At 74.5% G+C, this 25,340-nt stretch carries 25 protein-coding genes; 12 read left to right on the forward strand and 13 right to left on the reverse strand.

What is annotated here, in order from left to right:
- The first annotated feature begins 74 nt into the window (after window positions 1–74).
- Window positions 75–1,223: a glycerophosphodiester phosphodiesterase family protein gene (locus LN037_RS03635; RefSeq protein WP_230749905.1), complete on the forward strand. Its 1,149-nt coding sequence runs from the start codon at window positions 75–77 to the stop codon at window positions 1,221–1,223.
- Between the two features lie 55 nt (window positions 1,224–1,278).
- Here the strand turns inward: LN037_RS03635 and LN037_RS03640 are convergent, their stop codons facing one another.
- The 3 genes from LN037_RS03640 to LN037_RS03650 all read right to left on the reverse strand — a co-directional run bounded on the left by LN037_RS03640 (window position 1,279) and on the right by LN037_RS03650 (window position 3,807).
- Window positions 1,279–2,046 (reverse strand): MIP/aquaporin family protein, encoded by a 768-nt coding sequence (locus tag LN037_RS03640; protein WP_230749907.1) that lies wholly within the window; start codon window positions 2,044–2,046, stop codon window positions 1,279–1,281.
- A gap of 161 nt (window positions 2,047–2,207) precedes the next feature.
- Window positions 2,208–2,495, reverse strand: a complete 288-nt coding sequence (locus LN037_RS03645; RefSeq protein WP_230749909.1) for a UBP-type zinc finger domain-containing protein — start codon at window positions 2,493–2,495, stop codon at window positions 2,208–2,210.
- Window positions 2,496–2,517: 22 nt separating this feature from the next.
- The gene (locus tag LN037_RS03650; protein ID WP_230749911.1) at window positions 2,518–3,807 is read right to left on the reverse strand and encodes an adenylosuccinate synthase; all 1,290 of its coding nucleotides are present in this window, start codon (window positions 3,805–3,807) and stop codon (window positions 2,518–2,520) included.
- A 71-nt stretch (window positions 3,808–3,878) separates the two neighbouring features.
- Here LN037_RS03650 and LN037_RS03655 point away from each other — a divergent pair, with 71 nt between their 5' ends.
- Entirely contained in the window at window positions 3,879–4,586 is a 708-nt protein-coding gene (locus LN037_RS03655; RefSeq protein WP_230749913.1) for a hypothetical protein, read from the forward strand.
- 149 nt (window positions 4,587–4,735) lie between these two features.
- Window positions 4,736–4,975: a hypothetical protein gene (locus tag LN037_RS03660; protein ID WP_230749915.1), complete on the forward strand. Its 240-nt coding sequence runs from the start codon at window positions 4,736–4,738 to the stop codon at window positions 4,973–4,975.
- Between the two features lie 129 nt (window positions 4,976–5,104).
- On the opposite strand, the gene LN037_RS03665 is transcribed toward LN037_RS03660, so the two are convergent.
- From LN037_RS03665 to fbaA, 3 genes are all read right to left on the reverse strand, one after another.
- On the reverse strand, window positions 5,105–6,175 hold the full coding sequence (locus LN037_RS03665) for an FUSC family protein (protein WP_230749917.1): 1,071 nt from the start codon (window positions 6,173–6,175) through the stop codon (window positions 5,105–5,107).
- Window positions 6,176–6,256: 81 nt separating this feature from the next.
- A complete protein-coding gene (locus tag LN037_RS03670; RefSeq protein ID WP_230749919.1) occupies window positions 6,257–6,697 on the reverse strand; it encodes a DUF3151 domain-containing protein in 441 nt (146 codons plus the stop codon).
- A gap of 111 nt (window positions 6,698–6,808) precedes the next feature.
- Window positions 6,809–7,843, reverse strand: a complete 1,035-nt coding sequence (gene fbaA, locus LN037_RS03675) for a class II fructose-bisphosphate aldolase (protein ID WP_230749921.1) — start codon at window positions 7,841–7,843, stop codon at window positions 6,809–6,811.
- Between the two features lie 301 nt (window positions 7,844–8,144).
- Here fbaA and LN037_RS03680 point away from each other — a divergent pair, with 301 nt between their 5' ends.
- The 3 genes from LN037_RS03680 (at window position 8,145) to LN037_RS03690 (ending at window position 10,242) form a co-directional block, all read left to right on the forward strand.
- Complete coding sequence (locus LN037_RS03680; protein ID WP_372460380.1) at window positions 8,145–8,813, forward strand: SigE family RNA polymerase sigma factor; 669 nt, start codon at window positions 8,145–8,147, stop codon at window positions 8,811–8,813.
- A 107-nt stretch (window positions 8,814–8,920) separates the two neighbouring features.
- Window positions 8,921–9,418 (forward strand): hypothetical protein, encoded by a 498-nt coding sequence (locus LN037_RS03685; RefSeq protein ID WP_230749925.1) that lies wholly within the window; start codon window positions 8,921–8,923, stop codon window positions 9,416–9,418.
- An 86-nt stretch (window positions 9,419–9,504) separates the two neighbouring features.
- The gene (locus LN037_RS03690; protein ID WP_230749927.1) at window positions 9,505–10,242 is read left to right on the forward strand and encodes a DedA family protein; all 738 of its coding nucleotides are present in this window, start codon (window positions 9,505–9,507) and stop codon (window positions 10,240–10,242) included.
- Window positions 10,243–10,244: 2 nt separating this feature from the next.
- On the opposite strand, the gene LN037_RS03695 is transcribed toward LN037_RS03690, so the two are convergent.
- From LN037_RS03695 to LN037_RS03715, 5 genes are all read right to left on the reverse strand, one after another.
- Window positions 10,245–10,895 (reverse strand): TrmH family RNA methyltransferase, encoded by a 651-nt coding sequence (locus LN037_RS03695; protein ID WP_230749929.1) that lies wholly within the window; start codon window positions 10,893–10,895, stop codon window positions 10,245–10,247.
- Complete coding sequence (gene pyrE, locus LN037_RS03700) at window positions 10,892–11,506, reverse strand: orotate phosphoribosyltransferase (protein WP_230749931.1); 615 nt, start codon at window positions 11,504–11,506, stop codon at window positions 10,892–10,894. The genes LN037_RS03695 and pyrE overlap by 4 nt, the downstream gene beginning before the upstream one ends.
- 25 nt (window positions 11,507–11,531) lie before the next feature.
- Entirely contained in the window at window positions 11,532–12,416 is an 885-nt protein-coding gene (locus tag LN037_RS03705) for a glycosyltransferase family 2 protein (protein WP_230749933.1), read from the reverse strand.
- A 99-nt stretch (window positions 12,417–12,515) separates the two neighbouring features.
- Window positions 12,516–13,274: an SDR family NAD(P)-dependent oxidoreductase gene (locus LN037_RS03710; protein WP_230749935.1), complete on the reverse strand. Its 759-nt coding sequence runs from the start codon at window positions 13,272–13,274 to the stop codon at window positions 12,516–12,518.
- The gene (locus tag LN037_RS03715) at window positions 13,271–14,446 is read right to left on the reverse strand and encodes a TtfA family protein (RefSeq protein ID WP_230749937.1); all 1,176 of its coding nucleotides are present in this window, start codon (window positions 14,444–14,446) and stop codon (window positions 13,271–13,273) included. The genes LN037_RS03710 and LN037_RS03715 overlap by 4 nt, the downstream gene beginning before the upstream one ends.
- Window positions 14,447–14,533: 87 nt before the next feature.
- Here LN037_RS03715 and LN037_RS03720 point away from each other — a divergent pair, with 87 nt between their 5' ends.
- The 4 genes from LN037_RS03720 to LN037_RS03735 are packed head-to-tail and all read left to right on the forward strand — an operon-like array spanning window position 14,534 to window position 18,568.
- A complete protein-coding gene (locus LN037_RS03720; protein ID WP_230749938.1) occupies window positions 14,534–16,183 on the forward strand; it encodes an ABC-F family ATP-binding cassette domain-containing protein in 1,650 nt (549 codons plus the stop codon).
- A gap of 57 nt (window positions 16,184–16,240) precedes the next feature.
- Window positions 16,241–16,483, forward strand: a complete 243-nt coding sequence (locus LN037_RS03725; protein WP_230749940.1) for a hypothetical protein — start codon at window positions 16,241–16,243, stop codon at window positions 16,481–16,483.
- On the forward strand, window positions 16,431–17,918 hold the full coding sequence (locus LN037_RS03730; RefSeq protein ID WP_230749942.1) for a sensor histidine kinase: 1,488 nt from the start codon (window positions 16,431–16,433) through the stop codon (window positions 17,916–17,918). The genes LN037_RS03725 and LN037_RS03730 overlap by 53 nt, the downstream gene beginning before the upstream one ends.
- Window positions 17,915–18,568: a response regulator transcription factor gene (locus LN037_RS03735; RefSeq protein WP_230749943.1), complete on the forward strand. Its 654-nt coding sequence runs from the start codon at window positions 17,915–17,917 to the stop codon at window positions 18,566–18,568. The genes LN037_RS03730 and LN037_RS03735 overlap by 4 nt, the downstream gene beginning before the upstream one ends.
- Window positions 18,569–18,885: 317 nt before the next feature.
- On the opposite strand, the gene LN037_RS03740 is transcribed toward LN037_RS03735, so the two are convergent.
- Window positions 18,886–19,191: a hypothetical protein gene (locus LN037_RS03740; protein WP_230749946.1), complete on the reverse strand. Its 306-nt coding sequence runs from the start codon at window positions 19,189–19,191 to the stop codon at window positions 18,886–18,888.
- A 149-nt stretch (window positions 19,192–19,340) separates the two neighbouring features.
- Between LN037_RS03740 and LN037_RS03745 the strand changes: the two genes are divergently transcribed.
- On the forward strand, window positions 19,341–20,858 hold the full coding sequence (locus LN037_RS03745; protein ID WP_230749948.1) for an MFS transporter: 1,518 nt from the start codon (window positions 19,341–19,343) through the stop codon (window positions 20,856–20,858).
- A 151-nt stretch (window positions 20,859–21,009) separates the two neighbouring features.
- Here the strand turns inward: LN037_RS03745 and clpB are convergent, their stop codons facing one another.
- Window positions 21,010–23,604, reverse strand: coding sequence for an ATP-dependent chaperone ClpB (gene clpB / locus LN037_RS03750; RefSeq protein ID WP_230749950.1), 2,595 nt, complete (start codon window positions 23,602–23,604; stop codon window positions 21,010–21,012).
- Window positions 23,605–23,835: 231 nt separating this feature from the next.
- Here clpB and LN037_RS03755 point away from each other — a divergent pair, with 231 nt between their 5' ends.
- Window positions 23,836–25,332, forward strand: a complete 1,497-nt coding sequence (locus LN037_RS03755; RefSeq protein WP_230749952.1) for an FAD-binding oxidoreductase — start codon at window positions 23,836–23,838, stop codon at window positions 25,330–25,332.
- The last annotated feature ends 8 nt before the right edge of the window (window positions 25,333–25,340 follow it).

Here is a 25,340-nt window from a genome sequence, read left to right on the forward strand (position 1 = left end):
GGGTGCCCGCGCGCACCCGCTGTTCACCCGCGTCCGGTGGCGCCGCGACCCGCCGTCGGGACAGCATGCCGCGCATGTCCCTCTCCCGACGCGCCGCGCTCGCCGCCGCGGGTGGCCTCGCCGCGACCGCCGGTCTCGCCGCGTGCTCCGACTCCGCCCCCGCCGCCCCGGCGGCCGCCACGGGTCCCGCCCCGGCCGCCTCGCCCGCACCGGGACAGCCCGTGCCGGGCCGCGGGCAGGTCACGATCGTCGGGCACCGCGGGGCGTCCGGGTACCGCCCGGAGCACACCGCCTCGTCGTACTCGCTCGCCGCGCGGATGGGCGCCGACGCGGTGGACGTGGACCTGTGCTCGACGCGCGACCGGCAGCTCGTCGCCCGCCACGAGCCGGAGATCGGCGGCACCACCGACGTGGCCCGCCGCCCCGAGTTCGCGTCGCGGCGCCGGACCGTGGTGATCGACGGGACGTCCTACGACGGCTGGTTCACCACCGACTTCACCCTCGCCGAGCTCAAGACCCTCCGCGCCGTCGAACGCATCCCGGCGACCCGTCCGCACAACACGCTGTACGACGGCCGCGCCCCGATCCTCACCCTCGACGAGGTGCTCGACCTGCTCGCGGGGCTGTCGCAGGAGCTCGGGCGGCGGGTCGGCGTGCTGCCGGAGATCAAGCACTCGACCTGGCACGCGTCGGTCGGGCTGCCGATCGAGCCGGTGTTCGTCGACGTCCTGCGGCGACGGAACCTGGCCCAGGACCCGCAGGTGATCGTGCAGTCCTTCGAGGTCGCGAACCTCAAGGCGCTCAAGGGCCAGATCGGCTGCCCGCTGCTGCAGCTGGTCGACTCGACCGGCAAGGCCCCCGCCGACTTCGTCGCCGCCCGCGACCCCCGCACCTTCGACGACCTCGTCACCGCCCGCGGGTTGCAGGAGGTCGCCACCTACGCGACGTGGATCGGCCCGTCCAAGGAACGGGTGATCCCGCCGACCGGGGCGCCGACGACGCTCGCCGGCGACGCCCGGGCCGCAGGTCTGAGGACGATGCCCTACACGTTCCGCAACGAGAACGAGTTCCTCCCGCCGCCGCTGCAGCGCCCGAACCCCGAGCGGTCGACCTACGGCGACGCCTTCGGCGAGTACGCGCAGTACCGCGCGCTCGGGATCGAGGGGCTCTTCAGCGACAACCCCGACACGGCGATCGCGGCGTGGGGTGGCTTCGCCCCGTGAGTACTTCTGACGGGTATCACCGTCACAAGTACTCACGGGGCCGCCGGCCACCTGCCTAGCTCTTCCCGACGACGTGGGCGGTCGCCTCGGGCTCGGGCGCGCTGGCCCGGGCGAGGAAGCGGTCGTAGACGACCGCGGCGACCGCCGCCCCGACGAGCGGGCCGACGAGGTAGGCCCACCACGCGTCGAGGCTGCCGGAGACCAGCATCGGGCCGAGCGCGCGGGCGGGATTGACGGCGCCACCGGACACCGGGCCGCCGATGAGCACGGCCGCGGCGAGGGCGAATCCGACGGCCGGACCGACGGCGGCGGGCGCGACGCGGTCGTCGGTGGCCACCGAGATGATCACGAACATGAGCAGGAAGGTGATCGCGACCTCGACGAGCAGGACCTGCCAGACGCTCGCACCCGCTGCGGGAACGGTCGCACCGAGCGAGGCCTGGTCCCGGGCCGCGGAGCCGAACACCGCCCACACGACGAGCGCCGCCAGGACGGCCCCGACGAGCTGGGCGACGACGTAGGCCGGGACCGTCCGCCAGGGGAACTTGCGGGTGAGGGCCAGGGCGACCGTCACCGCCGGGTTGAGGTGGGCGCCGCTCACGTGGCCGAGCGCCGACACGAGGGCGACCAGCACGAGGCCGAACGCGAGGGCCACCGCGAGCGAGTTCGCGGGCTGTCCGGCGATCGTCCGGCCGGTCGCCGCGGTCACCGCGACGGCGGTCCCGGCGAACACCAGCAGGAACGTCCCGATGAGCTCGGCGGTCGCCGCACGCCGGGTGTTCCCCCCGCTCAGGTCACTGCCGTACAGCCCGCTGCCGCTCATCCCCGTGCCCCTCCGCCGGACCACCCTCGGGTCCGAGCGGGCCCGTATACCCACGGGTAGGCAGGACGCGGCTAGTCCGATCGGGCGATAGGTGCGCTCCGCGCCCGTGAGTACTTCTGACGGCTATCGCCGTCACAACTACTCACGGGGCCGCAGGCCACCTAGGGCAGCAGCCGCCGGTCCAGGTAGCACCAGCGCCACGACTCGCCCGGCTCGAACGACTCCATCACCGCGTGCCCGGTGTCGGTGAAGTGGTTCGAGGCGTGCCGGTGGGGGCTCGAGTCGCAGCACCCGACGTGCCCGCAGGTCAGGCACATGCGCAGGTGGGCCCACACCTCGTAGCCCGCCTCGCGGCAGTCGGGGCAGATCAGGCCGGGGGTGCCCCGTTCGACCTGCGGCACCGGCGCGTCGACGTCCTTCGAAGCGATGAGGTGTTCACAGGCGCCCACCCGTCCAGGTTACGTGAGCTCGTCACACCACCGACGTCCGTCGCGTGATGGTCTCGTCGCGGCCGGGGCCGACCCCGATCGCCGACACCGGCGCCAGCGAGAGCTCCTCGATCCGCTCCACGTAGTCCCGCGCGGCCTGCGGCAGGTCGTCGAAGTCGCGGCACGCCGAGATGTCCTCGAACCAGCCCGGCATCCGCTCGTAGACCGGCTTCGCGTGGTGCAGGTCGGACTGCGTCATCGGCATGTCCTCGACGCGCTTGCCGTCGATCTCGTAGGCGACGCAGATCGGGACCTCGGGCAGGCTCGACAGGACGTCGAGCTTCGTCAGGAAGATGTCGGTGAGGCCGTTGACCCGGGTCGCGTACCGCGCGATCACGGCGTCGAACCAGCCGCAGCGGCGGGAGCGACCCGTCGTCACGCCGAACTCGCCGCCCTGCTTGCGCAGGTACTCGCCGTCGGCGTCGAAGAGCTCGCTCGGGAACGGGCCCGAGCCGACGCGGGTCGTGTACGCCTTGAGGATCCCGATGACGCGGTCGATGCGCGTCGGGCCGATCCCGGAGCCGGCCGACGCGCCGCCCGCCGTCGGGTTCGACGAGGTCACGTACGGATAGGTGCCGTGGTCGACGTCGAGCAGCGTCCCCTGCGAGCCCTCCAGCAGCACCGTCTCGCCGGCCTCGAGCGCCTGGTTCAGCGCGAGACGGGTGTCGGCGATGCGGTGCGCGAAGCCCTCGGACCAGGCGAGCACCTGGTCGGCGACCTCGTCGGGGTCGAGCGCGCGCCGGTTGTAGACCTTGACCAGGACCTGGTTCTTCAGGTCCAGCGCCGCCTCGACCTTCTGGCGGAGGATCTTCTCGTCGAGCAGGTCCTGCACGCGCACGCCGACGCGGGCGACCTTGTCCTGGTAGGCCGGGCCGATCCCGCGACCTGTCGTCCCGATCTTGGACTTGCCGAGGAAGCGCTCGGTGACTTTGTCCATCGCCACGTGGTACGGCATGATCAGGTGCGCATCCGCGCTGATCAGCAGGTTCGTGGTGTCGACGCCCGTGGCCTCGAGCCCGGCGAGCTCCTCGAGCAGCACGGCCGGGTCGACGACGACGCCGTTGCCGATGACGTTGGTGACGCCCGGCGTCAGGATCCCGCTCGGGATGAGGTGCAGTGCGAACTTCTGGCCGTCGGGGAGCACCACGGTGTGGCCGGCGTTGTTGCCACCCTGGTAGCGGACGACCCAGTCGACCTCACCGCCGAGGATGTCCGTCGCCTTGCCCTTGCCCTCGTCACCCCACTGGGCACCGATGAGGACGATCGCGGGCATGTGAGACTCCCTCGGGTCGCGTGCTGTTCTCGCGCACGAGTCCGCCCCGTGCACCGGAAGGGTAGTCGTCGTTGTCCACCCGAGACGCACCCCCGCCGGGAACGGTGCTGCTGACCTGCGGTGACTCGGCCCGGGCCGTCCCGACGACGGGTGCGGTCGCCTGTTCCGCGATCCCCACCCGCGCCGAGGTGGACCCGCTGCTCGACGACGCCACCCGCCTCGTCGTCGCCGGCTCCGACGCGGCGCTCGCCGCCGTCGTCGTGCGCCTGCTGCGCCGTGAGCGCCTGGAGCTCGCGGTCGGGTTCGTCCCGACCGACCCGTCGTCGGAGGCGGCCGCCGTCTGGGGCCTGCCGACGGATCCGGACGCCGCGCTGACGCTCGCGCTCGACGGGGCGGCGACGTCCGCCCCGCTCGTCCGCGACGACCGCGGGAGCGTGATCGCGGGCGTCCACCGGGTGGGCCCGTTCTCCGGGGTGTCGTTCTGCGACGAGCACGAACTCGTCCGCGGCGAGGCGGACGGGCTCGTCGTGCGCCCGGACCCGCAGGCCGACACCCGCGGCGGGCTCGGGCCCGGCGGCGGGGGCGTGGCCGTGACCCTCCGCGGGCGCCGCCGCTTCCTGCGTGCACGTGAGCACACGACGTTCGGCCGGGCGGCCACGGTGGGCATCCGCCCGGGCACCGTCGCGGCCGCGAGCCGGGACGGCGTGGACGACCCGAAGCCCCTCGAACGACGCTCCTGGTACCGGCACACCGCGGACTGGCACCTCGTGCGCTCGTGACCGTGGGTGAACGTCCGGGAAACGTCCGTCGTCATCGGCGGACAGCGGAGGTGACCGCTACCACACCTGCCGTAACGGTCGATGCGACGTTCGGACCGACCTGGAAACGATCAGGTTCAGGCTCCGCGCGACGCGGGTAAGGTCTGTTCATGCTGGTCGCGGTCCTCATCCCCCTGGTCCTGTTGATCGCGACCGTGCTCATGGAGCGATTCGAGTCCCGCGTGCTCGACGTCCCGACGCGCCGCCGCACCGTCCGCCCGCCGCTGCGCCTCGAGGCGCCCGCGTCGCGGACGGTCGCTCAGCGTCACCTGCAGGCGGTCCCGGAACCGCTGGTCGTCGACGTCGTGCCTGCCGAGGTGACCGACCGGCCGCTGCCGAAGGCGTCGTAGCCCACCCCGGTGTCAGCCGTGGCCCACCGCTGACGTCCGGCGTCAGCAGGTCGCCACGGCGCACGTGTGCACGGGCCGGGTGTCAGCCGTGGCCCACCGCTGACGCCCGACGTCAGCAGGTCGACACGCTCAGCGGCGACTCGCCGACGCCGCCGAGCGGGCCGCGTCGCGGTCCATCCCCACGGCGCACAGCAGGTCGGTGACGATCGAGCGCATCTGCGCCACGACGACGTCCGCGGAGAACCCGCCACCGCGCCGGGGCAGCCGTGCCGCGACGTCGAGCACCGCCGACTCCGCCCCGTCCAGCCGGTGCCCGCCCGCCAGGTCGACGCGGAGCAGGTCGACCGCGTCCGCCAGCTCGCGCAGGACCGGCGCGACGTCCGGGCCGACGGTCTCGTCGTCGGTCTCCGACGACACCGCCCGGCGGACGAGGACGCGGGCGTTGCGCACCGCGAGGTCGAGCGGCCCGGTCGCGGCCCGCAGCCGCGACAGCTCGCCCCGGTGACGACGCCGGCCGGGGGCGATCGCGGTGATCTCCAGGCCGGCGTCGACCGCGCTGTCGAACGCGTCGACGGCGCGCTGGCTCGCGCGGATCCGCTCCAGGACGCGGGTGCCGGTCTCGGGGTCGGAGGCGTCGAGGCTCTCCGCCGCCCCGCGCAGGGCCTCGGAGAGCTCGGCGAGCAGCGTGTCCACGGTCCGTCGCGCCGCGGTGAGCGGGTTCGACGGCAGGACAGCCGCGACGAGGAGCCCGAGCGCCGCCCCGATGAGCGTGTCCACCCAGCGCGAGAACGCGGCCGACGTGCCGGGCGGCTGCAGCGTGGCCACCAGCACGGCCGACACGGCGGCCTGGTTGAGCAGGAGCGCGCCGACGTCGAACAGCAGCGCCACGAGCAGGGCCAGGGCGACGACGACGGCGATCTGCCACCAGCCCGAGCCGATGACCAGCACGATCGCGTCGCCCACCCCGACGCCGACGCTCACGCCGACCGCGAGCTCGATGCTGCGCCGGAGCCGGTTGGTCAGCGAGATCCCGAGGACCAGCACGCACGCGATCGGCGCGAAGAACGGCACGGGGTGGCCGAACACCTGCTGCGCGATCGCGAACGCCGCGCCCGCCGCCAGCGCGCACTGCAGCACCGGCCACGCCGACTCGCGGAACCGTCGCCGCCGTGTGTCGAGAAACGTGCCGAATCTGCTCATGACGTCGTCCCGGACCGGACGACCGGGTCGTTCGTGGCGTGGGGGTGCACGAACGACCCGTTCGTCCGGACCAGCGGGTCCTCAGACCACGCCGAGGGCCGGCGCGGCCCCGGGGTCGCAGTCGTCGAGCAGGTCCCGGCAGCGCGCGGCCTCGTCGGCCTCGCCGATCGTGGCGGACGCCTTGGCGAGCACGGCCACGGCGCGCAGGAAGCCCTGGTTCGGCTGGTGGTCCCACGGCACGGGGCCGAAGCCCTTCCAGCCGTTGCGGCGCAGCTGGTCGAGGCCGCGGTGGTAGCCGGTGCGCGCGTAGGCGTAGGCCGCGATCGTCCGCCCGCCGTCCAGCGCCTGCTCGGCCAGCGTCGCCCACGCCGCGCTCGACGTCGGGTGGTCCGCGGCGACGGCGGCCGGGTCCTCGCCGGCGGCGAGGCGGTCGTTCGGCCCCGGGTCGGCCGGCAGGTAGGTGGGCTGGGGCCCGAGCAGGTTGTGGCCGTGCCCGGCGGAGGGACCGGTCGGGATCGTCATGACCCCGATTCTCCCCGGTCCCGCCCGGCCGGCCCCGACCCGCCGTCAGGAAGCGGCGTTCCTGCCACTGGGTGAGGGCGACGACGCTTTCCTGCCACGAGGGAGGGGGCGCTACTTCGCCAGCGACTGCCCCGTGGAGCGCAGGTTCTCGCACGCCTGGACGACGCGCGCGGCCATGCCGCCCTCGGCCGCCTTGAGGTACGAGCGGGGGTCGTAGACCTTCTTGTCGCCGACCTCGCCGTCGACCTTCAGCACGCCCTCGTAGTTCGAGAACATGTGGCCGGCGATGGGCCGGGTGAACGCGTACTGGGTGTCGGTGTCGACGTTCATCTTCACCACGCCGTAGTCCAGCGCCTCGTGGATCTCCTCGAGCAGCGAGCCCGAGCCGCCGTGGAAGACGAGGTCGAACGGCTTCGAGTCCTCGGGCAGGCCGAGCTTGCGGGCCGCGACCTGCTGGCCCTCCTTGAGGACCTCGGGGCGGAGCTTGACGTTGCCCGGCTTGTAGACGCCGTGGACGTTGCCGAAGGTCGCCGCGAGCAGGTAGCGACCCTTCTCGCCGGCGCCGAGGGCGTCGACGGTGTGCTCGTAGTCGCCGGGGGCGGTGTAGAGCTTGTCGTTGATGTCGTTGGCGACGCCGTCCTCCTCGCCGCCGACCACGCCGATCTCGATCTCCAGGATGATGTGGGCCTTCGCGGCCTTCTCCAGCAGTTCCTGGGCGATCTCGAGGTTCTCGTGCAGCTCCACCGCGGAGCCGTCCCACATGTGCGACTGGAACAGCGGGGCGCGCCCGGAGTTCACCCGCTCCTGGGAGATGTCGATCAGCGGGCGGACGAAGCCGTCCAGCTTGTCCTTCGGGCAGTGGTCGGTGTGCAGCGCGACGTTGATCGAGTACTTCTCGGCGACGACGTGCGCGAACTCGGCCAGCGCGCTCGACCCGACCACCATGTCCTTCACGGCCTGCCCGGAGCCGAACTCCGAGCCGCCGGTGGAGAACTGGATGATGCCGTCGCTCTCGGCCTCGGCGAACCCGCGCAGCGCGGCGTTGATCGTCTCCGACGAGGTGCAGTTGATGGCCGGGTAGGCGAAGCGGTTCGCCTTCGCCCGGTCGAGCATCTCGTTGTAGACCTCGGGGGTCGCGATCGGCATGAGGTGGCTCCCTGCGTGACTGTGTTGGCTGCGCTGCCGTCCCCGGCGGCCGCAGTATGCCCGTGCCGAGTGGGTGTCCGCTGCGGCCCGCGACGAGCGACGACGTGACCGATCTCCCCCGTTCGGCGGTGCCCGGCGACAAGCGGTCGTGATCTCCCGTTTCATCACCCGGCAGGACGGAGAGGTGTCGGGGGCCTGGTCTATCGTCGGAGCCGTGGTCGAGCCGGTCGAGAGCGCGATCGAACGCACGCTGGGCAGCCTGCGCGCGCTCGACGCCATGACCGGGGCCGAGGCCTCGGTGGTGCACCCGGCCGCACCTCCTGCCCGCGGAACGAACGGTGCGCCGCCCCACCCGGCCCCGAACCGGCCGCCGATGCACCCCGGCGCCGGCCGCCCCGCGCCCGGCCCGGCCGGCCCGCCCGCGCCCCCCGGTGGTCTCCCGGCGGGGCCGCCGCCCGCGGGGCCCCCGCAGCCCTCGCCGGACGGCCCGCGCACCCTCGAGGACCTCTACCGCGAGCACCGCATGCGCTTCGTGCGGCTCGCGATCCTGCTCGTGGACGACCCGGCCACCGCGGAGGACGTGGTGCAGGAGGCGTTCACCGGGTTGCACCGGCACTGGTCGCGGCTGCGCGACGAGAACGCCGCCCTGGGCTACCTGCGCACCGCCGTGGTCAACGGCTCGCGGTCGGTCCTGCGCCGTCGCCGCACCGCCCGCGAGTACACCCCTCCGCACACCGCCGACGCCCGGTCCGCCGAGTCGCTGGCGATGCTCTCCGCCGAGCACCAGGCCGTGGTCTCCGCGCTCTCCCAGCTCCCGCGCCGCCAGCGCGAGGTGCTCGTGCTGCGCTACTACGGCGGGCTCTCGGAGGCTGAGATCGCCGAGGCCACGGGCATCAGCCGGGGCACCGTGAAGTCGACCGCCAGCCGCGGCCTCGACGCCATCTCGAAGATCGTGGGCGGCACGCCGTAGGCCCGTCCGGCGGCCCGCCACCCGTCGCACGCACCCGTCCGGCCGTCCGGACCACGCCCGGCCGACCCCTGGGGCAGCGCGGGTCGACCTGGTTACCATCGCCCGCGATGGATGACGAGCGACTGCTGTCCGAGGCGCTGCGGGCCCACGCGGCGGGCGGCGTGTCGACCCCGCGTGCGGTCCCGCCGTCCGACCCGCCCGCCACGGCGCCCGCGAGCGCCGCCCCGGCCCGGCCGCGGCGGTTCCGTCCGCTCGGCCGGCGCAGGCCCGACGCCCCCGCGTCCGGCACCGGGCCGAGCACGGTGCGCGCCGACGTCCCCGCGCCCCGCACGAGCGGGGTCGCCGCACCGCCGCCGGGCCGGCCGCTCGCCGCCCACCCCGGTCCCCCGCCCGGCGGGCCGCGGCAGGGCCCGCCGTCGGGACCCGTCCCCGCCTACGGTCCGTACACGGCGGGGCCGGCGTACCCCCCGCGGGCGGTCGCCCCCGTGGAGGGTCCGGGGACGTGGACGAAGGGGACCGTCGCCTGGTGGGGGCTGGTGTCCCTGCTGGCCGGCGGCACCGTCGGCGCCGCGATCGGCGTGCTCTCGCTGCTGCTGCCGGCCTGACGCCGGGTGACCGCCCGGGACACCGACGGGCGCTTCGACGGAGGCACACACCGGACACCCACGCCCGGCCAGTACCGTGACGAGGCGTGACGCTCGCCGATGCGACGACGGTCGTGGCCCTGGGCCCGCAGTGGCTGGACCCGCAGTACATCATCTCCAGCCTGGGCCCGTGGGCCCTGCTGGGCGTGGCCCTGATCCTGTTCGCGGAGTGCGGACTGCTGATCGGGTTCTTCCTGCCGGGTGACTCGCTGCTGTTCATCACCGGCCTCGCGGCCACCACGGGGCTGATCGAGACCCCGCTGTGGCTCGTGTGCATCGTCCTGGTGGTCGCGGCCTTCGCGGGCAACGTCGTGGGCTACGGGATCGGCCGCAAGGCCGGCCCGGCCATCTTCGACAAGCCGGACTCGAAGCTGTTCAAGCGCGAGAACGTCGAGCGGACGCAGAAGTTCTTCGACAAGTACGGCAACCGGGCCATCGTGCTCGGCCGCTTCGTGCCGATCGTGCGCACCTTCATCACGGTCATGGCCGGCGTGGGCCGGATGGACGCGAAGCGCTTCATGACCTTCTCGGCGATCGGCGCCGTGCTCTGGGCCGCCGGCGTGACGCTGCTCGGCGCCGCGCTCGGCCAGTTCGAGTTCGTCAAGAACAACATCGAGCTGATGCTGATCCTCGTCGTGGTCGTCTCGATCCTGCCGATCCTGGTGGAGGTCGTCCAGGCGCGGCGGGAGAAGAAGCTCGGCGCGTCCGGGCTCGCCGAGCAGACCCTCGACGGCGCCAACGAGGCCGACGCCCCCACCCAGCAGATCCGGCGCCCGAACGCCTGAGGTCAGGGAGCCGCGTGCTCCCGGACCCAGGCGTGCATGGCGATCCCGGCGGCGACCCCCGCGTTGATCGATCGGGTCGAGCCGAACTGGGCGATCGACACGACGAGGTCGGCACCGGCCGTCGCCTCCGGCGTCAGGCCCGGGCCCTCCTGGCCGAACAGCAGCACGCAGGCCCGCGGCAGCACCGTGGTCTCCAGGGGCGCGGCGCCCGGCCCGTTGTCCACCGCGACGACGGCCAGGCCGACCTCGCGCGCCCACGCGACGAGCTCGACCACGCCGGGGTGGTGCCGGACGTGCTGGTACCGGTCGGTGACCATCGCGCCGCGGCGGTTCCAGCGCCGCCGGCCCACGACGTGCACCTCCGCGGCCAGGAACGCGTTCGCCGTGCGCACGATCGTCCCGATGTTCGCGTCGTGGCGGAGGTTCTCGATGGCGACGTGGAACGGGTGCCGCCGGGTGTCGAGGTCGGCGACGATCGCCTCCCGGCGCCAGTAGCGGTACCGGTCGACGACGTTGCGCCGGTCGCCCCCGGCGAGCAGCTCCGGGTCGTAGCGCGGGTCGGTCGGCCAGGGCCCGTCCCACGGGCCGACCCCCACCTCGGGCGCCGTCGTCCATTCGGTGGGGCCGGGCCCGTCGTCGGGGTCGCCGGTCACCCCAGGCCCAGGTCGTCGAGCCCGAGCAGCGCCCGGTAGGGCACCCCCCGCTCCTCGATGACCTCGGCGGCGCCGGTGGCGCGGTCGACGATCGTCGCGACCCCCACCACCTCGGCGCCCGCCTCGCGCAGCGCGTCGAGCGCGGTGACCGGGCTGCCGCCCGTGGTGGAGGTGTCCTCCACGACGAGCACCCGCCGCCCGGCGACGTCGGGTCCCTCCACCCGTCGCTGCATGCCGTGGCCCTTGGCCTCCTTGCGCACCACGAACGCGTCCACCGGACGACCCGGGGCGTGCATGATCGCCGCGCCGACCGGGTCGGCGCCCATGGTCAGCCCGCCGGCGGCGTCGTAGGACCAGTCGGCGGTCATCTCCCGCAGCAGCCGCCCGATCAGCGGCGCCGCCTCGTGGTGGAGGCTGATCCGCCGCATGTCCACGTAGTAGTCCGCCTCGCGGCCGGAGGACAGCGTGACGCGGCCGTGCACCACGGCGAGCTCGCGGGCCAGGGCCGCGAGCCGGTCGCGGGCCGCCCGGTCCACGTCGGGGCCGCCGCCGACGACGGCGACGGCGCGTTCCGCGGGGGCTCCGGGCAGGGGTGCGTGCGGCGAGGGCATGGGCCCATTGTGACGACGGCCCGGGTCAGGACCGGACGGACGCCCGCGGGTCGACCGTCGCGCGCAGCCATCGGTGCCGACGGCTCGACGGGTCGGTGGAGGCGGCGGCCATGAGACGTTGCCGGGCGGTGGTGAGCGGCTCCCGCAGCAGACCGGCCACGACGTCGCGGCGGCGGACCACGTCGCGGTGACGCTCCCGCAGCTCGCGCAGGAACTGGTGCTGCAGGGCGATGTTGCGGCGGAACGCGCTCGAGGTCACCGACCCCGTCGCGAGCCGGAACGCCGAGAGCGTGCGGGGCATCCCGAAGAACCCGCCGTGCTCGACGAGCCGGGCCGCGAGCCCGATGTCCAGCGCGTACGGGTTGTCGGGGAAACCGCCCGCCGCGTCGTAGGCCGTGCGGCGGAACAGCATGTTGCCGGGCACCCCGAGCGGACTGCCGCGGTGGCGCACGATCCGGCGGATCACCGTGGTGGTGTCCTGCCGGCCCAGCAGGTCCCGGCTGCGCAGGGCCCGGTCGCGGGACAGCACGTGGTCGTCGTCGTCCACCAGGTCGTGGCGGCAGGAGACCAGCGGGAGACCGGGGTCGTCGTCGAGCACCGGGACCTGCTCCGCGAGCGCCGTCGGGTAGATCAGGTCGTCCGCGCTCAGCACCTTCACCAGCGGCGCCCGGGAGAGCTCCACGGCCCGCCGGAAGTTCTGCGGCGCGGGGATCGTCTCGGGGTTGCGCTCCAGCCGCACCCGCGGGTCGGTGACGCTCCGCACGACGTCCGCCGACCCGTCGGTGCAGGCGTTGTCGAGGACGACCACCTCGTAGTCCTCGAAGGTCTGGGCGAGCACGCTCGCCAGCGTGCGGCCGATGTACCGCTCCTTCTGGTAGAGCGGGATCACCACCGACACCCGGGGCGTCACCGTGGAGACCCGCAGCTCATGGACTCCATCGTGACCACCGCCGGACACACGGTCAACGCTCCGGTGACGGAGCGTCGTAATCGTCCGTTTCGTCCGGCCTCACCCGCGGCCCGAGGCACTCCGACGGGCCAGCGCGTGCACGAGGCGTGGCGGCGCGAGCCGGGAGGCGAGCACGATCGCCTTGTAGAGCGGGTGCGGCACCGACACCGGACGGCCGCGCTCGAAGTCGGCCAGCGCGGTCGACACGACGTCGTCGGCGTCCATCCACGCGAACGCCGGGCCGGTGCGGGCCTGCCCGAAGCGCTGGTGGAACTCGGTCTTCACGAACCCGGGGCACAGCGCCATCACGTGCACCCCGGTGCCGGCGAGGACGCCCGCGAGGTTCTGCGACAGCATCGTCACGTAGGCCTTGCCCGCGCCGTAGACCGAGCCGCGACCGGGCAGGAAGCCCGCGACGCTGGACACGTTCAGGACCCCGCCGCGGCCCCGGGCGATCATGCCGGGCAGCGCGACACGGGTCAGGCGCAGCACGGTGGTCACGTTGACCTCGTGGTTGGCCGCGAGCACGTCGAGGTCGGTCTCGACGAACTCGCCCGCCGTCCCGTAGCCCGCGTTGTTGACGAGCAGGTCCACCGGACGGTCCTCGTCGGCGAGCCGCGCCTCGACGGCACGGCGGGCCTCCGGGTCGGCCAGGTCGGCGACCAGCACCTCCGCGTTCCCGAGCCGGTCGGCCAGGGCGCGCAGCCGGACATCGTCCCGCGCGACCAGCACGAGCGCGTAGCCGGCCGCGGAGAGCTGGACGGCGAACTCGGTGCCCAGTCCGGAGCTGGCCCCCGTGACCAGCGCGGTCCGCGTCACCGGCCCCGGAACTTCCCGCTGCGCCAGGTGCTGCCCTGGGACGAGCGCGGGCCGTCCGACCGCGGCGGGTCGGGCTCGGGGTCGTCGCTCTCGAGGTCGTAGGGGATGTCGGCGGGCCGGTCACGGTGCGTCGGACGGCCGCGTTCGCCCTCGGCGGCGCGGTACGGGCTCGTGTCCTCGTCGCCGGAGGCGAACGCCTCGAACTCGTCGTCGAAGTCGTCGTCGTCCTGGTCGTGCCTGTCGGTCCGGGCCTTCGCCGCCGCTCCGGAACCGGCCGGACGGCCGACGGTCGTCGTCGGTGCGTCGTCCTCGTCGCGCCGGTCGCGGTCGCGGTCGCGGCGGTCGACCACCGTGGTCGGGGCGTCGTCGTCCCGGTCGTCCCGGTCGTCCCGGTCGTCCCGGTCCTCGCGCTCCACGGTCTCGGTGCGGGACTCGTCGGCCGGGCTGCCGACCGGCGGCACCGCCCGTTCCGGCTCCCGCTTCCCGACGACGGACGTGGGCGCGTCGTCGCCGCGCGGCTCCGCGCCGGCGCCGGGCCCGCCCTCGACGGCCTCCTTGATCGCGGCCGAGACCTCCACGAGCGACTCGATGAGCCCCTCGACGCGGTCCGGGTCGGCCTCGGGGTCGATCGAGGCGAGCACCCAGGTGTCCTCGGCCCACACCAGCGGCACGTCGGCGCCGACCCGGTCGGCGGCGTCGGTGACCTGGCGGGTCAGCAGCCGCCGTCCCTCGAGCGCGTTCGACACGAAGGCGTAGCGGCGGCCGACCTGCCCGAGGTTGTCGAGCTCGTCGTCGTCCGGCCGCGGCGACTCGGGCAGCCGCAGCTCCAGGGCCACCGGCACCGCGACGGTGCCGCGCACCGCGGCGATCGTGCCGATCGTCCGGCCGTCCTGCTCCTGGTCGAAGATGCAGCCGAGGCGGCGGCCACCCGGGCCGGGGACCGCACCGGTCGCCACGTCGTACGCCTGCCGGGGGCCGTCACCGCGCAGCGTCCCGTAGCGCCAGGCGTGCGGCGGCGAGGACAGCGCGTCGGTGAACTCCCAGCCCTTCGACGCCGCCCACTCCCGCCGGTCGTTGCCCCGGCGGTCCGGACGCGCACGGTCGTACCAGAGCAGCAGCGCACCGCCGGCTGCGGCGACGAGCGCCACGACGAACCAGATCCAGGCAGGCACCCACCGAGCGTAGGCCCGCGCCCCACCCCGATGGGGGAGGACACTCGGAGTGACCATGCTTTTCCGCTCGAGCACTACGCTCGGGTCGTGCAGGCCACCCTCGTCGCCCGCGACGTCTCCGCCGTCCACGGCGCCCGCACGGTGTTCGCCGGGGCCGACCTCACCGTCGCCCCGGGCGACGTGATCGGGCTCGTCGGCGCGAACGGCGCCGGCAAGTCCACCTTCCTGCGCATCCTCGCGGGACTGGAGAAGCCGGACACCGGCGGCGTCGAGCTCGCGCCGCCCACGGCCACCGTCGGGCACCTGCCGCAGGAGCCGTCCCGGCGGCCGGGCGAGACGATCGAGGGGTTCCTCGCGCGCCGGACCGGGGTCGCCGACGCGCAGGCCGAGCTGGACGCGGCGACCGCGCTGCTGGAGAGCGGCGACGACGGCGAGCGCTACTCGGTCGCCCTCGAGCGGTGGCTCGACCTCGGGGGCGCCGACCTCACCGACCGCATCCCCGAGGTGGCGGCCGACCTGGGGCTGGGTCTCGGGCTCGACGCGGAGATGACGGCGCTGTCCGGCGGCCAGGCCGCCCGGGTGAACCTCGCGGCCCTGCTGCTCGCGCGCTTCGACGTCTTCCTGCTCGACGAGCCCACCAACGACCTCGACCTCGCGGGCCTGGACCGGCTGGAGCGGTTCGTCCGCGACCTGCGCGCGCCGACGGTGGTGGTCAGCCACGACCGCGAGTTCCTCGCCCGCACCGTCACCGGCGTGCTGGAGCTCGACCTCGCCCAGCGGCAGGTCGCCTTCTACGGCGGCGGCTACGAGGCCTACCTCGCCGAGCGTGCGGTGGCCCGGCGGCACGCCCGCGAGGCCTACGAGGAGTACGCCGACAAGCGCTCCGCCCTCGAGAGCCGCATGCAGACCCAGCGCAACTGGCTCGAGCACGGCGTCCGCAACGCCCGCCGCAAGGGCGCCGGGAAGTCCGACAACGACAAGAACGCGCGCAAGGTCCGCGCGGAGTCGACGGAGAAGCAGGCCTCGAAGGTCGCGCAGTCGCAGCGGCGGATCGAGCGCCTGGAGGTGGTCGAGGAGCCGCGCAAGGAGTGGGAGCTGCGCATGGCGATCGCCACCGCGCCCCGCTCCGGCACGGTCGTCGCCTCCCTGCACGACGCCGTCGTCCGCCGGGGCGGCTTCACCCTCGGCCCCGTGACGCTGCAGCTCGACTACGCCGACCGCGTCGCCGTCACCGGCGCCAACGGGGCCGGGAAGACCACGCTGCTCGGCCTGCTGCTCGGCAGGGTCCTTCCCGACGCCGGGTCGGCGCAGTTGGGCTCGGGGGTGGTGGTCGGGGAGGTGGACCAGGCCCGCGGCCTGTTCGCCGGCGAGCGGACGCTGCTGGACGCGTTCTCGCGGGAGCCGGAGGTCGACCGGTGGCCGACCGCGGAGGTCCGGACGCTGCTCGCCAAGTTCGGGCTCGGCGCCGAGCACGTGCACCGGCCCGCCGACTCCCTGTCCCCCGGCGAGCGCACCCGCGCGGCGCTGGCCCTGCTGCAGGCGCGCGGGGTGAACCTGCTGGTCCTCGACGAGCCGACCAACCACCTCGACCTGCCCGCGATCGAGCAGCTGGAGTCCGCGCTCGACTCGTTCACGGGCACGGTCCTGCTGGTCACCCACGACCGTCGGATGCTCGACACGGTGCGCACCACGCGGCGCTGGCACGTCGAGGGCGGGCAGGTCCGCGAGGCCGGATGAGAGTCCTCTCATCGGCGCGTCATCGGGGCCTCACCCACGGCGCCGAGGCTCGTCGTCGTGACCCGATCCCGCCTCGCCGCCGCCGCCCTGCTCGTGGCCCTGACCGGTCTCGCCGCCTGCGACACCGCGGGCGCCCCGACCCTGCCCGCCCCGGTGTCGGTGCCCTCCGCGGTCCCGGGAGCACCGGCGGACGACGGGGACGACGACGACGGCACGGTCGCCCCGCCGCCGGCCGGGCAGGACCAGGATGACGACGGACCCGACGACGGGCCGGACGACGGACCCGACGACGACAACTGAGCCGCGGGGCGGTCGGCTCTCCGCACGGCTGCGGATCGTCGCCTGGGTGCTGCTCGTGGTGCTGGCGAGCCTCGCCGTCGTCACGGTGGTGACCTGGCGGCTGTCGGTGCGCGAGACCGACGCCCGGATGGACGCGGCGCTGCGGACCGAGATCGACGAGTTCACGGGGCTGACGGCCTCCGGCCGCGACCCGTCGTCGGGAACGCCCTTCGGCACGGTCGACGCCGTCCTGCAGACCGCCATCACCTACAACCTCGCCCGGCCGAACGAGAAGTTCCTGGGCTACGTCGACGGCGTGTTCCGGTTCCAGAGCCGCCAGGCGAGCCCGGTGCTGCTCTCCGCCGACCCCGCGTTCACCCGGCTCGTCGGGTCGGTCGACGCACCGACGTCCGGGCAGTACGCGAGCGCGGCGGGCGAGGTGCGCTACCTCGCGGTGCCGGTGAGCCTGGCGGGCGCGCCGGGCCGCGGCGTGCTCGTGGCGGCCTACTTCGCCGACCAGGAACGGGAGGCCGCCGACGACGCCGCGCTGCTCATGGTGGGCGTCGGTGCGGTCACCGCCCTGCTCGCCGCGGGCGGGGCGTGGTTCGTGGCCGGCCGCATCCTGGCGCCGGTGCGCTCCGTCGCCCGCACCGCGCGGGCGATCACCGAGACCGACCTGTCCGCCCGCATCCGGATCGAGACGGGCCGCGACGAGATGGGGGACCTGGTGGGTGCCGTGAACGCGATGCTCGACCGGCTCGAGGCCGGTGCCGCCGAGCAGCGGCGCTTCGTCGACGACGCCGGGCACGAGCTGCGCACGCCGATCACGATCGTCCGGGGCCACCTGGAGGTCCTCGACGCGTCCGACCCGGACGACGTCCGCGAGGCGGTCGCGCTGGTCGACGACGAGCTGGAGCGGATGAACCGCATCGTCGCCGACCTCCTCGTGCTGGCAAAGGCCGAACAGCCGACGTTCGTTCGGCCGGCACCGACCGACGTCGGCGTGCTGGTCGAGGAGACGCTCGCGAAGGCCCGCGGGCTCGGCGACCGGAGCTGGGGCGTCGTGGCGTCGGTCGACGGACTGGTCGCCGCCCTCGACGCGCAGCGGATCACGCAGGCCCTGCTCGCGCTCGCCGACAACGCGGTGGCGCACACCGTGCCCGCCGACCGCATCGTGCTGGGCGCGTCGATGGAGGGCGGGGTGCTGCGGCTGCGGGTGTCGGACACCGGCCCGGGGGTCGCGCCGGCCGACCGGGACCGCATCTTCGGCCGCTTCGCCCGCGGGTCCGGGACGCGCCGCACCGACGGCGCCGGGCTCGGGCTCGCCGTCGTCGGCGCCATCGCCGCGGCGCACAGCGGCCGGGTGGAGCTGTCGGACGGGATCGGCGGCGGGCGTCCCGGCGAGAGCGGGCCGGGCGCGACCTTCACCGTCGTCGTCCCGTGGCGGGCGTCGTGAGCAGCATCCTGATCGCCGAGGACGAGCCGCGCATCGCGTCGTTCGTCGAGAAGGGCCTGCGCGGCGCCGGGTTCGCGACCACCACCGTCGGCGACGGCCCGTCCGCCCGCGACCAGGCGCTCTCCGGGCACTTCGACCTCCTCGTGCTCGACATCGGGCTGCCCGGCATGGACGGGTTCGCGGTGCTCGCGGAGCTGCGCGGGTCGGGGTCGCGGCTGCCGGTGATCGTGCTGACGGCCCGCGACTCGATCACCGACACCGTCGCGGGCCTCGAGGGCGGCGCGGACGACTACATGGCCAAGCCGTTCCGGTTCGAGGAACTGCTCGCCCGCGTCCGCCGGCGGCTCGCCGACACCTCGCCGGAGGTGACCGTGCTGCGGCACGGGTCGCTGTCGCTCGACGTGCGGACCCGGCAGGCGACGGTGGACGGGGTGGTCGTCGACCTCTCGGCCCGCGAGTACGTGCTGGCCGAGACGTTCCTGCGCCACCCCGGGCAGGTGCTCTCCCGCGAGCAGCTGCTCTCCCGGGTGTGGGGCTACGACTTCGACCCGGGGTCCAACGTCGTCGACGTCTACGTCCGCTACCTGCGCCGCAAGATCGGGGTCGAGCGCATCGCCACCGTGCGCGGGATGGGGTACCGGCTGGTCTGAGGCGGCCCCTGCGGCCCGGCCGCCCCTGTGGCCCGCCACCTCTGTGGCCCGCCGCCCCTGTGGCCCGCCGCCCCTGTGGCAGGAAAGCGTCGTTGCTGTCATCCAGTGGCAGGAACGCCACATCGTCGGCGAGCGCCACACGTGGCCCGGGCGCGGCGGCCGTCCGCGCCCTGCCTCCCGGCGCCCTGTCGTGGTCTCCCTGCCCGCGCCCGCCGCCTTGTCGTGGTCCCCCTGCCCGCGCCCGCCGCCTTGTCGTGGTGATTCCCCGCGACAAGGCAGGGATGGGCCGGCGGGGGACCACGACAAGGTGGCCGGGGTCAGTCGTCCAGGTCGTCCAGGTCGTCGCGGTCATCCAGGTCGTCGCGGTCATCCAGGTCGTCGCGGTCATCCAGGTCGTCGCGGTCATCCAGGTCGTCGCGGTCGTCGTCCCAGCGGTCGTCGGCGTCGTCGTCACCGACCGGCGCCGGCGCGGGCGGGACGATCGGCTGGTTCTGGGACGCCTCGGTCACCCCCGGCACGGCGACCCCCGCCGGGAGCGGCAGGTCGTCGCCGCCGCTGCAGCCGGAGAGCAGGACGACGCCGGAGGCGGCGAGGCCGAGGACGAGCAGTCGGGTGCGGGTCACGATGGTCTCCCGGGTGGTCGTGGCGGGCACCTCGCCCGCCGTCGTGAACCACTCTCGGAGCCGGCGGTGAGGCGCCCGGGAGACCGCGATGAGGGCCCTCTCATCGACCTAATTCCTGAATCACAACTTATCTGTTAGTTTTCAGGACCATGACCGATCGCTGCGCGTGGACCGGCCTCGCCGTCCTGGCCCTGCCGACCCTGCTGCTGTCGCTCGACATGAGCGTGCTCTACCTCGCCCTGCCGGCGATGAGCGCGGACCTCGACCTCGGCCCCACCGAGCAGCTCTGGGCCATGGACGTCTACGGCTTCATGATCGCCGGGTTCCTCGTCACGATGGGCACCCTCGGCGACCGCATCGGTCGTCGTCGGCTGCTGCTCGTCGGGGGCGCGGCGTTCGCGGTCGCGTCGGTCGTGGCGGCGTTCGCCGACTCCGCCGCCACCCTGATCGCGGCCCGCGCCGTGCTCGGCGTCGCCGGCGCGACGTTGATGCCCTCGACGCTCGCCCTGATCAGCTCGATGTTCCCCGACCCCCGCGCCCGGGCCACGGCGATCTCGATCTGGATGAGCTGCTTCATGGGCGGCATGACCGTCGGGCCGCTCGCGGGCGGCCTGCTCCTCGAGGCGTTCTGGTGGGGTGCCGCGTTCCTGCTCGGCGTACCGGTGATGGTCGTGCTGCTGATCGCGGGTCCGCTGCTGCTGCCCGAGGCCCGCGACGAGGTGGCCGGGCGCCTCGACCTGGCCAGCGTCGCCCTCTCCCTCGCCACCGTCCTGCCCGTCGTCTACGCCCTCAAGGAGTTCGCGACGGCGGGTCCGCACGCCGCCGGGCTCGTCGCCCTCGGGGTCGGCCTCGTCGTCGGCGTGGTGTTCGTCCGCCGACAGCTGCGCCTCGACGACCCCCTGCTCGACCTGCGCCTGTTCCGCCGCCGCGCGGTCGCCGGCGCGCTCGGGCTGAACCTCGCGGGCGGCGTCGTCATGGCGGGCACGTTCCTGCTCGCCACGCAGTGGTTCCAGCTCGTCGCCGGGCTGTCGGTGCTCGAGGCCGGACTCGTCCTGGCTCCGCTGCAGCTGGCGATGATCGTCGCGACGCTCGCCGCCCCGCGCTTCGCCGGCCGGTTCCGCCCGGCCCACGTGATCGCGGGCGGTCTCCTGCTCGGCGCCCTCGGCCTGACGGTGCTCACCGGGCTCGCGGCCGACAGCTCGCCGTGGCTGCTGGTCGGGGCGTTCCTGCTCACCTCGATGGGGGTCGCCGCCCCGGCGGCGCTGGGCACCGACCTCGTGGTCGGGTCGGTGCCCCCGGAGAAGGCGGGATCGGCGGGCGCGCTGTCGGAGACCAGCGGGGAGATGGGGATCGCGCTGGGCGTCGCGACGCTCGGCAGCCTGGCCGCGGTCGTCTACCGCTCGACGCTGACCCTGCCCGGCACGACCTCGACCCCGACGGCCGACGCCGCCCGGCAGAGCATCGAGGGGGCGGCCCGGACCGGTGACCCCGGGGTCCTCGCGGCCGCGCAGACCGCGTTCACGACGGGGCTCGCGACGACCGCCGGGGTGGGGGCGACGGTCTTCGCCGTGCTCGCGGTCGTCGCGGTCCGGGTGCTGCGGGCCGTGCCGCCGATCGCCTCGACCGAGCGGGAGACGGTGCGGGACGACGAGCCGGTCGCGGCCTGACCCCGCCCCGACACGAACGAAGGGCCCCTCCGGTCGATCTATGCGACCGGAGGGGCCCTTCGTTCAACGAGGGTCGGGTTGGCGGGGGGCGCCCCTCGCCCGTCTACCCGACCGAGGGGACCCTTCGCTCAGGTGCGGGCCGGACGGCGGATCAGCCGCGCGACACCGTCAGCGCCCCGAGCCCCTGGTCGGCGTCCTTGTCCAGGTCGACCCGCACGGAGTCGCCCTCCCGGACCTCGCCGCCCAGCAGCTCGCGGGCGAGCTGGTCGCCGATCGCGGACTGCACCAGCCGGCGCAGCGGCCGCGCCCCGTAGAGCGGGTCGAAGCCCTGTAGCGCCAGCCACTCCTTCGCGGCGTCCGACACCTCCAGCGAGAGCCGGCGTCCGGCCAGCCGCGAGGCGAGCCGCGCGATCTGGATGTCGACGATCGAGGTGAGTTCCTCGGTCGACAGGGCGTGGAAGACCACGACGTCGTCGAGCCGGTTGAGGAACTCCGGCTTGAACGAGCGCCGCACCACGTCCATGACCTTGTCGCGCCGACCGGCGTCGTCGAGCGAGGTGTCCATGAGCGCGGCCGACCCGAGGTTGGAGGTCAGCACCAGGATCGTGTTGCGGAAGTCGACCGTGCGGCCCTGGCCGTCGGTCAGCCGCCCGTCGTCGAGCACCTGGAGCAGCACGTCGAAGACGTCCGGGTGGGCCTTCTCCACCTCGTCGAGCAGCACCACCGCGTACGGCCGGCGTCGCACGGCCTCGGTGAGCTGGCCGCCCTGGTCGTAGCCGACGTAGCCGGGGGGCGCCCCGACGAGCCGGGCGACCGAGTGCTTCTCGCCGTACTCGCTCATGTCGATGCGGATCATGGCCCGCTCGTCGTCGAACAGGAACGCGGCGAGCGCCTTCGCCAGCTCCGTCTTGCCGACGCCCGTGGGGCCGAGGAAGAGGAAGGAACCGGTCGGGCTATCGGGGTCGGAGATCCCCGCCCGGGTGCGGCGCACGGCGTCGGACACGGCCCGCACCGCTTCGGACTGGCCGATCACCCGGCGGCCGAGCTCGTCCTCCATGCGCAGCAGCTTCTGGGTCTCGCCCTCGAGCAGCCGCCCGGCGGGGATGCCGGTCCAGGCGGAGACGACGTCGGCCACGTCGTCCGGGCCGACCTCCTCCTTGAGCATGACCGGACCGGCGGCCGCGGACGCCTCGTCGGCGGCGGCGAGCTCGCGCTCCAGCTCCGGGATGCGGCCGTAGCGCAGCTCGGCGACCCGGGCGTAGTCCCCGTCGCGCTCGGCGCGGTCGGACTCCCCCCGCAGCGCCTCGAGCTGCTCCTTGAGGTCACGCGCCGAGTTGATCGACTCCTTCTCGCCCTGCCAGCGGGCGGTGAGCGCCGACAGCTCCTCGCGCTTCTCGGCGAGCTCGGCGCGCAGGGCGGTGAGCCGCTCGGCCGACGCCGCGTCGGACTCCTTCGCCAGCGCCATCTCCTCGATCTCGAGGCGGCGCACGGAGCGCTCCACCTCGTCGATCTCCACCGGGCGGGAGTCGATCTCCATCCGCAGGTGCGAGGCGGCCTCGTCGACGAGGTCGATGGCCTTGTCGGGCAGGAACCGCGCGGTGATGTAGCGGTCGGACAGCGCCGCGGCGGCGACGAGGGCCGCATCGGTGATCCGCACGCCGTGGTGCACCTCGTAGCGCTCCTTGAGCCCGCGCAGGATGCCGACCGTGTCCTCCACGGAGGGCTCCCCGACGAGGACCTGCTGGAAGCGGCGCTCCAGCGCCGGGTCGGACTCGATGTGCTTGCGGTACTCGTCGAGCGTGGTCGCCCCGACCATGCGGAGCTCACCACGGGCCAGCATCGGCTTGATCATGTTGCCCGCGTCCATGGCGGACTCGCCCGTGGCGCCGGCACCGACGATGGTGTGCAGCTCGTCGATGAAGGTGATGACCTGGCCCGCCGAGTCGGTGATCTCGCCGAGCACGGCCTTGAGCCGCTCCTCGAACTCGCCGCGGTACTTGGCCCCCGCGACCATCGAGCCGAGGTCGAGCGCGACGACGCGCTTGTCGCGCAGCGACTCCGGCACGTCCCCGGCGACGATCCGCTGGGCGAGGCCCTCGACGATCGCGGTCTTGCCCACGCCCGGCTCGCCGATCAGCACCGGGTTGTTCTTCGTCCGACGCGAGAGGACCTGCACGACCCGGCGGATCTCGGCGTCGCGGCCGACGACGGGGTCGAGCCTGCCGGAGCGGGCGCGCTCGGTGAGGTCCTGCCCGTACTTCTCGAGGGCCTGGAAGGTGCCCTCCGGGTCGGGCGAGGTGATCCGGGCGGAGCCGCGGACCTTGCTGAACGCCTCCTGCAGGGCCTCCGGCGTGGCCCCGTGGCGGGTGAGGATCTGCGCGGTGCGGCCACCGGCCGCGGCCAGCCCGACGAGCAGGTGCTCGGTGGAGACGTACTCGTCGCCGATGTCGGCCGCGAGCTGCTGGGCGTGGGCGAGCACGCGGGCCGAGTCACCGTCGAACTGCGGGGCGGCGACGTTCGACCCGGTCGCGCTCGGCATCGACGCGATCAGTCGGTCGGCCTCCGCACGCACGGCGTCGGGGTCGGCGGAGACGGCGCGCAGCAGCGGCAGCGTGATGCCGTCGGTCTGGTCGAGCAGGGCGACGAGGAGGTGCGCCGGCGACACCTGGGGGTGACCGGACGCGGTGGCGGCGCGGACCGCGGCGGACACCGCCTGCTGGGTCCGGGTCGTCGGCGAGAAGTCCATCGGGGCTGGCCTTTCGGGCTGAGGGTGGTCGTGGTGACGCTCGCTGGTTCCAACCTACGCGAACTTGAGTCTATTCCGCTCAACTCTGCGGATTCCTGTCGTGTTCGTCCTCGCCGATGTCGCCCACAGTGACGAAACGGCGCCAGTTCGCCGTGTCTCGGCACGCTCTGTCATGATGCTCTCGACTCGGGCGAGGGACGGGACCTCGCCGGGGGCGAGGAGGGAGTCGGCATGTCGGCGGAACCGGCCGAGCCGATCGGCCCAGCGGGACACGGTGGCGGTCCCGACGACGGGTCCCTGCCCGCCGTCGCGCACCCGCCCGAAGCCCCGCGCCGCCCCGTCCGGACGCTGCGCCTCGTCCGGACCGCCGCGCGCCCCGCCACCGCGACGGCGGCCACCTCGGTCATCCCCGCGATCGCGCCCACGGCCACCACGGCTTCCACGGCTTCCACGGCCACCACGGCGCTGGTCGCCCCCGTCACGGTGCCACCCCCCGGCTCGCCGAGCCCGGCCGCGCACCCGGCCGCGCCGCCCGCCGCACCCGCCGTCGGGACCGGCGCCGGACCCGCCGTCGGGACCGCCACGACGACCACCGACCTGACCGTCGTCCGCGCCGCCGAGGCCGTCCGCACCGCCTGGGCGCGGCTCGCGGACGCCGAGGCCGAGGTCGCCCACTGGTTCGGCGCCCTGCTCTTCAGCCTGGCCCCCGCCCTGCGCGGCCACTTCCCCGCCCAGGCCGACCCCGCGGCCCGCCGTCTGCTGCGCACCACCATCGCCGCGATGTCCGCCGTCGACCGGCCCGCCGAGCTCGCCACCGCGATCCCGCCGCTGGCACGCGAGCTGCGCGCCCTCGGCCTCGACGCCGGCGCCGACGAGCCGCTCGGTGTCGCCCTGGTGGGCGCGGTCCGGCGCTTCGCCGGCGACGCCTGGGCACCCGACGCGGACGCCGCGTGGGTCCGCGCCTTCTCGCTGGCCGCCCGTCCCGCCCGGGTGGCGGTCGCCGCCCTGCCGGGCGTCGTCGGCGCCACGGTGGTCACCCACCGCCGCCTGAGCTGGGACCTGGCCGTGGTCGAGGTCGAGCCGGACGTGCGGGTGGACTTCCGGCCGGGGCAGTCGGTCACGGTCGAGGTCCCGCAGCGGCCGCGGATGTGGCGGCACCTGACGCCGGCCGGGGCGCCCCGGGCGGACGGACGCCTCGAGTTCCACGTGCGGGCCGTCGACGGCGGGTGGGTCAGCCGCTCGCTCGTGGCGCACAGCCGCGTGGGCGAGCGGTGGCGCATCGGCCCCGCCGAGGGCGGCGTCGTCGTCGACCCCGGCGCGGAGCGGGAGCTCCTGCTCGTCGTGGGCGGCACCGGCGCCTCGGTGGCCCTGGCGCTCTGCGAGGAGCTCGTCGGTCAGGCCGCGGCCGGGGTCGACGTCCGGCCCACCACCGTCGTGGTCGGCGGTCGGACGCCGGAGGACCTCCACACGCTGGACCGCTTCGCCGACCTCGCCGTCGGCGAGCCGTGGCTCGCGGTCGTCGGGGCGTGCGAGTCGGACCCGCTCGACACCGAGCTGGCGCCGGGCACCGTCGTCGAGGCGGTGAGCCGGTCGGGTCCGTGGCTGGACCACGACGTGGTGGTGGCCGGGTCGCCGGCGATGATCCGGGCGACCACGGCCGCGCTGCTGGTCGACGGCACGCCCCTCGACCGCATCCACTACGACCCCTTCACCGACGACGAGGGCTGAGCGCGCCC

It is taken from the genome of Actinomycetospora soli (assembly GCF_021026295.1).
Taxonomy (GTDB): Bacteria; Actinomycetota; Actinomycetes; order Mycobacteriales; family Pseudonocardiaceae; genus Actinomycetospora; species Actinomycetospora soli.

Bases quoted from the DNA above. Each gene is read 5' to 3' on its own strand.
- LN037_RS03635 (WP_230749905.1), top strand. From the start codon at position 75: ATGTCCCTCTCCCGACGCGCCGCGCTCGCCGCCGCGGGTGGCCTCGCC.
- LN037_RS03640 (WP_230749907.1), bottom strand. From the start codon at position 2,046: ATGAGCGGCAGCGGGCTGTACGGCAGTGACCTGAGCGGGGGGAACACC.
- LN037_RS03650 (WP_230749911.1), bottom strand. From the start codon at position 3,807: ATGCCCGCGATCGTCCTCATCGGTGCCCAGTGGGGTGACGAGGGCAAG.
- LN037_RS03660 (WP_230749915.1), top strand. From the start codon at position 4,736: ATGCTGGTCGCGGTCCTCATCCCCCTGGTCCTGTTGATCGCGACCGTG.
- LN037_RS03665 (WP_230749917.1), bottom strand. From the start codon at position 6,175: ATGAGCAGATTCGGCACGTTTCTCGACACACGGCGGCGACGGTTCCGC.
- LN037_RS03670 (WP_230749919.1), bottom strand. From the start codon at position 6,697: ATGACGATCCCGACCGGTCCCTCCGCCGGGCACGGCCACAACCTGCTC.
- fbaA (WP_230749921.1), bottom strand. From the start codon at position 7,843: ATGCCGATCGCGACCCCCGAGGTCTACAACGAGATGCTCGACCGGGCG.
- LN037_RS03685 (WP_230749925.1), top strand. From the start codon at position 8,921: ATGGATGACGAGCGACTGCTGTCCGAGGCGCTGCGGGCCCACGCGGCG.
- pyrE (WP_230749931.1), bottom strand. From the start codon at position 11,506: ATGCCCTCGCCGCACGCACCCCTGCCCGGAGCCCCCGCGGAACGCGCC.
- LN037_RS03730 (WP_230749942.1), top strand. From the start codon at position 16,431: ATGACGACGGACCCGACGACGGGCCGGACGACGGACCCGACGACGACA.
- LN037_RS03745 (WP_230749948.1), top strand. From the start codon at position 19,341: ATGACCGATCGCTGCGCGTGGACCGGCCTCGCCGTCCTGGCCCTGCCG.
- clpB (WP_230749950.1), bottom strand. From the start codon at position 23,604: ATGGACTTCTCGCCGACGACCCGGACCCAGCAGGCGGTGTCCGCCGCG.
- LN037_RS03755 (WP_230749952.1), top strand. From the start codon at position 23,836: ATGTCGGCGGAACCGGCCGAGCCGATCGGCCCAGCGGGACACGGTGGC.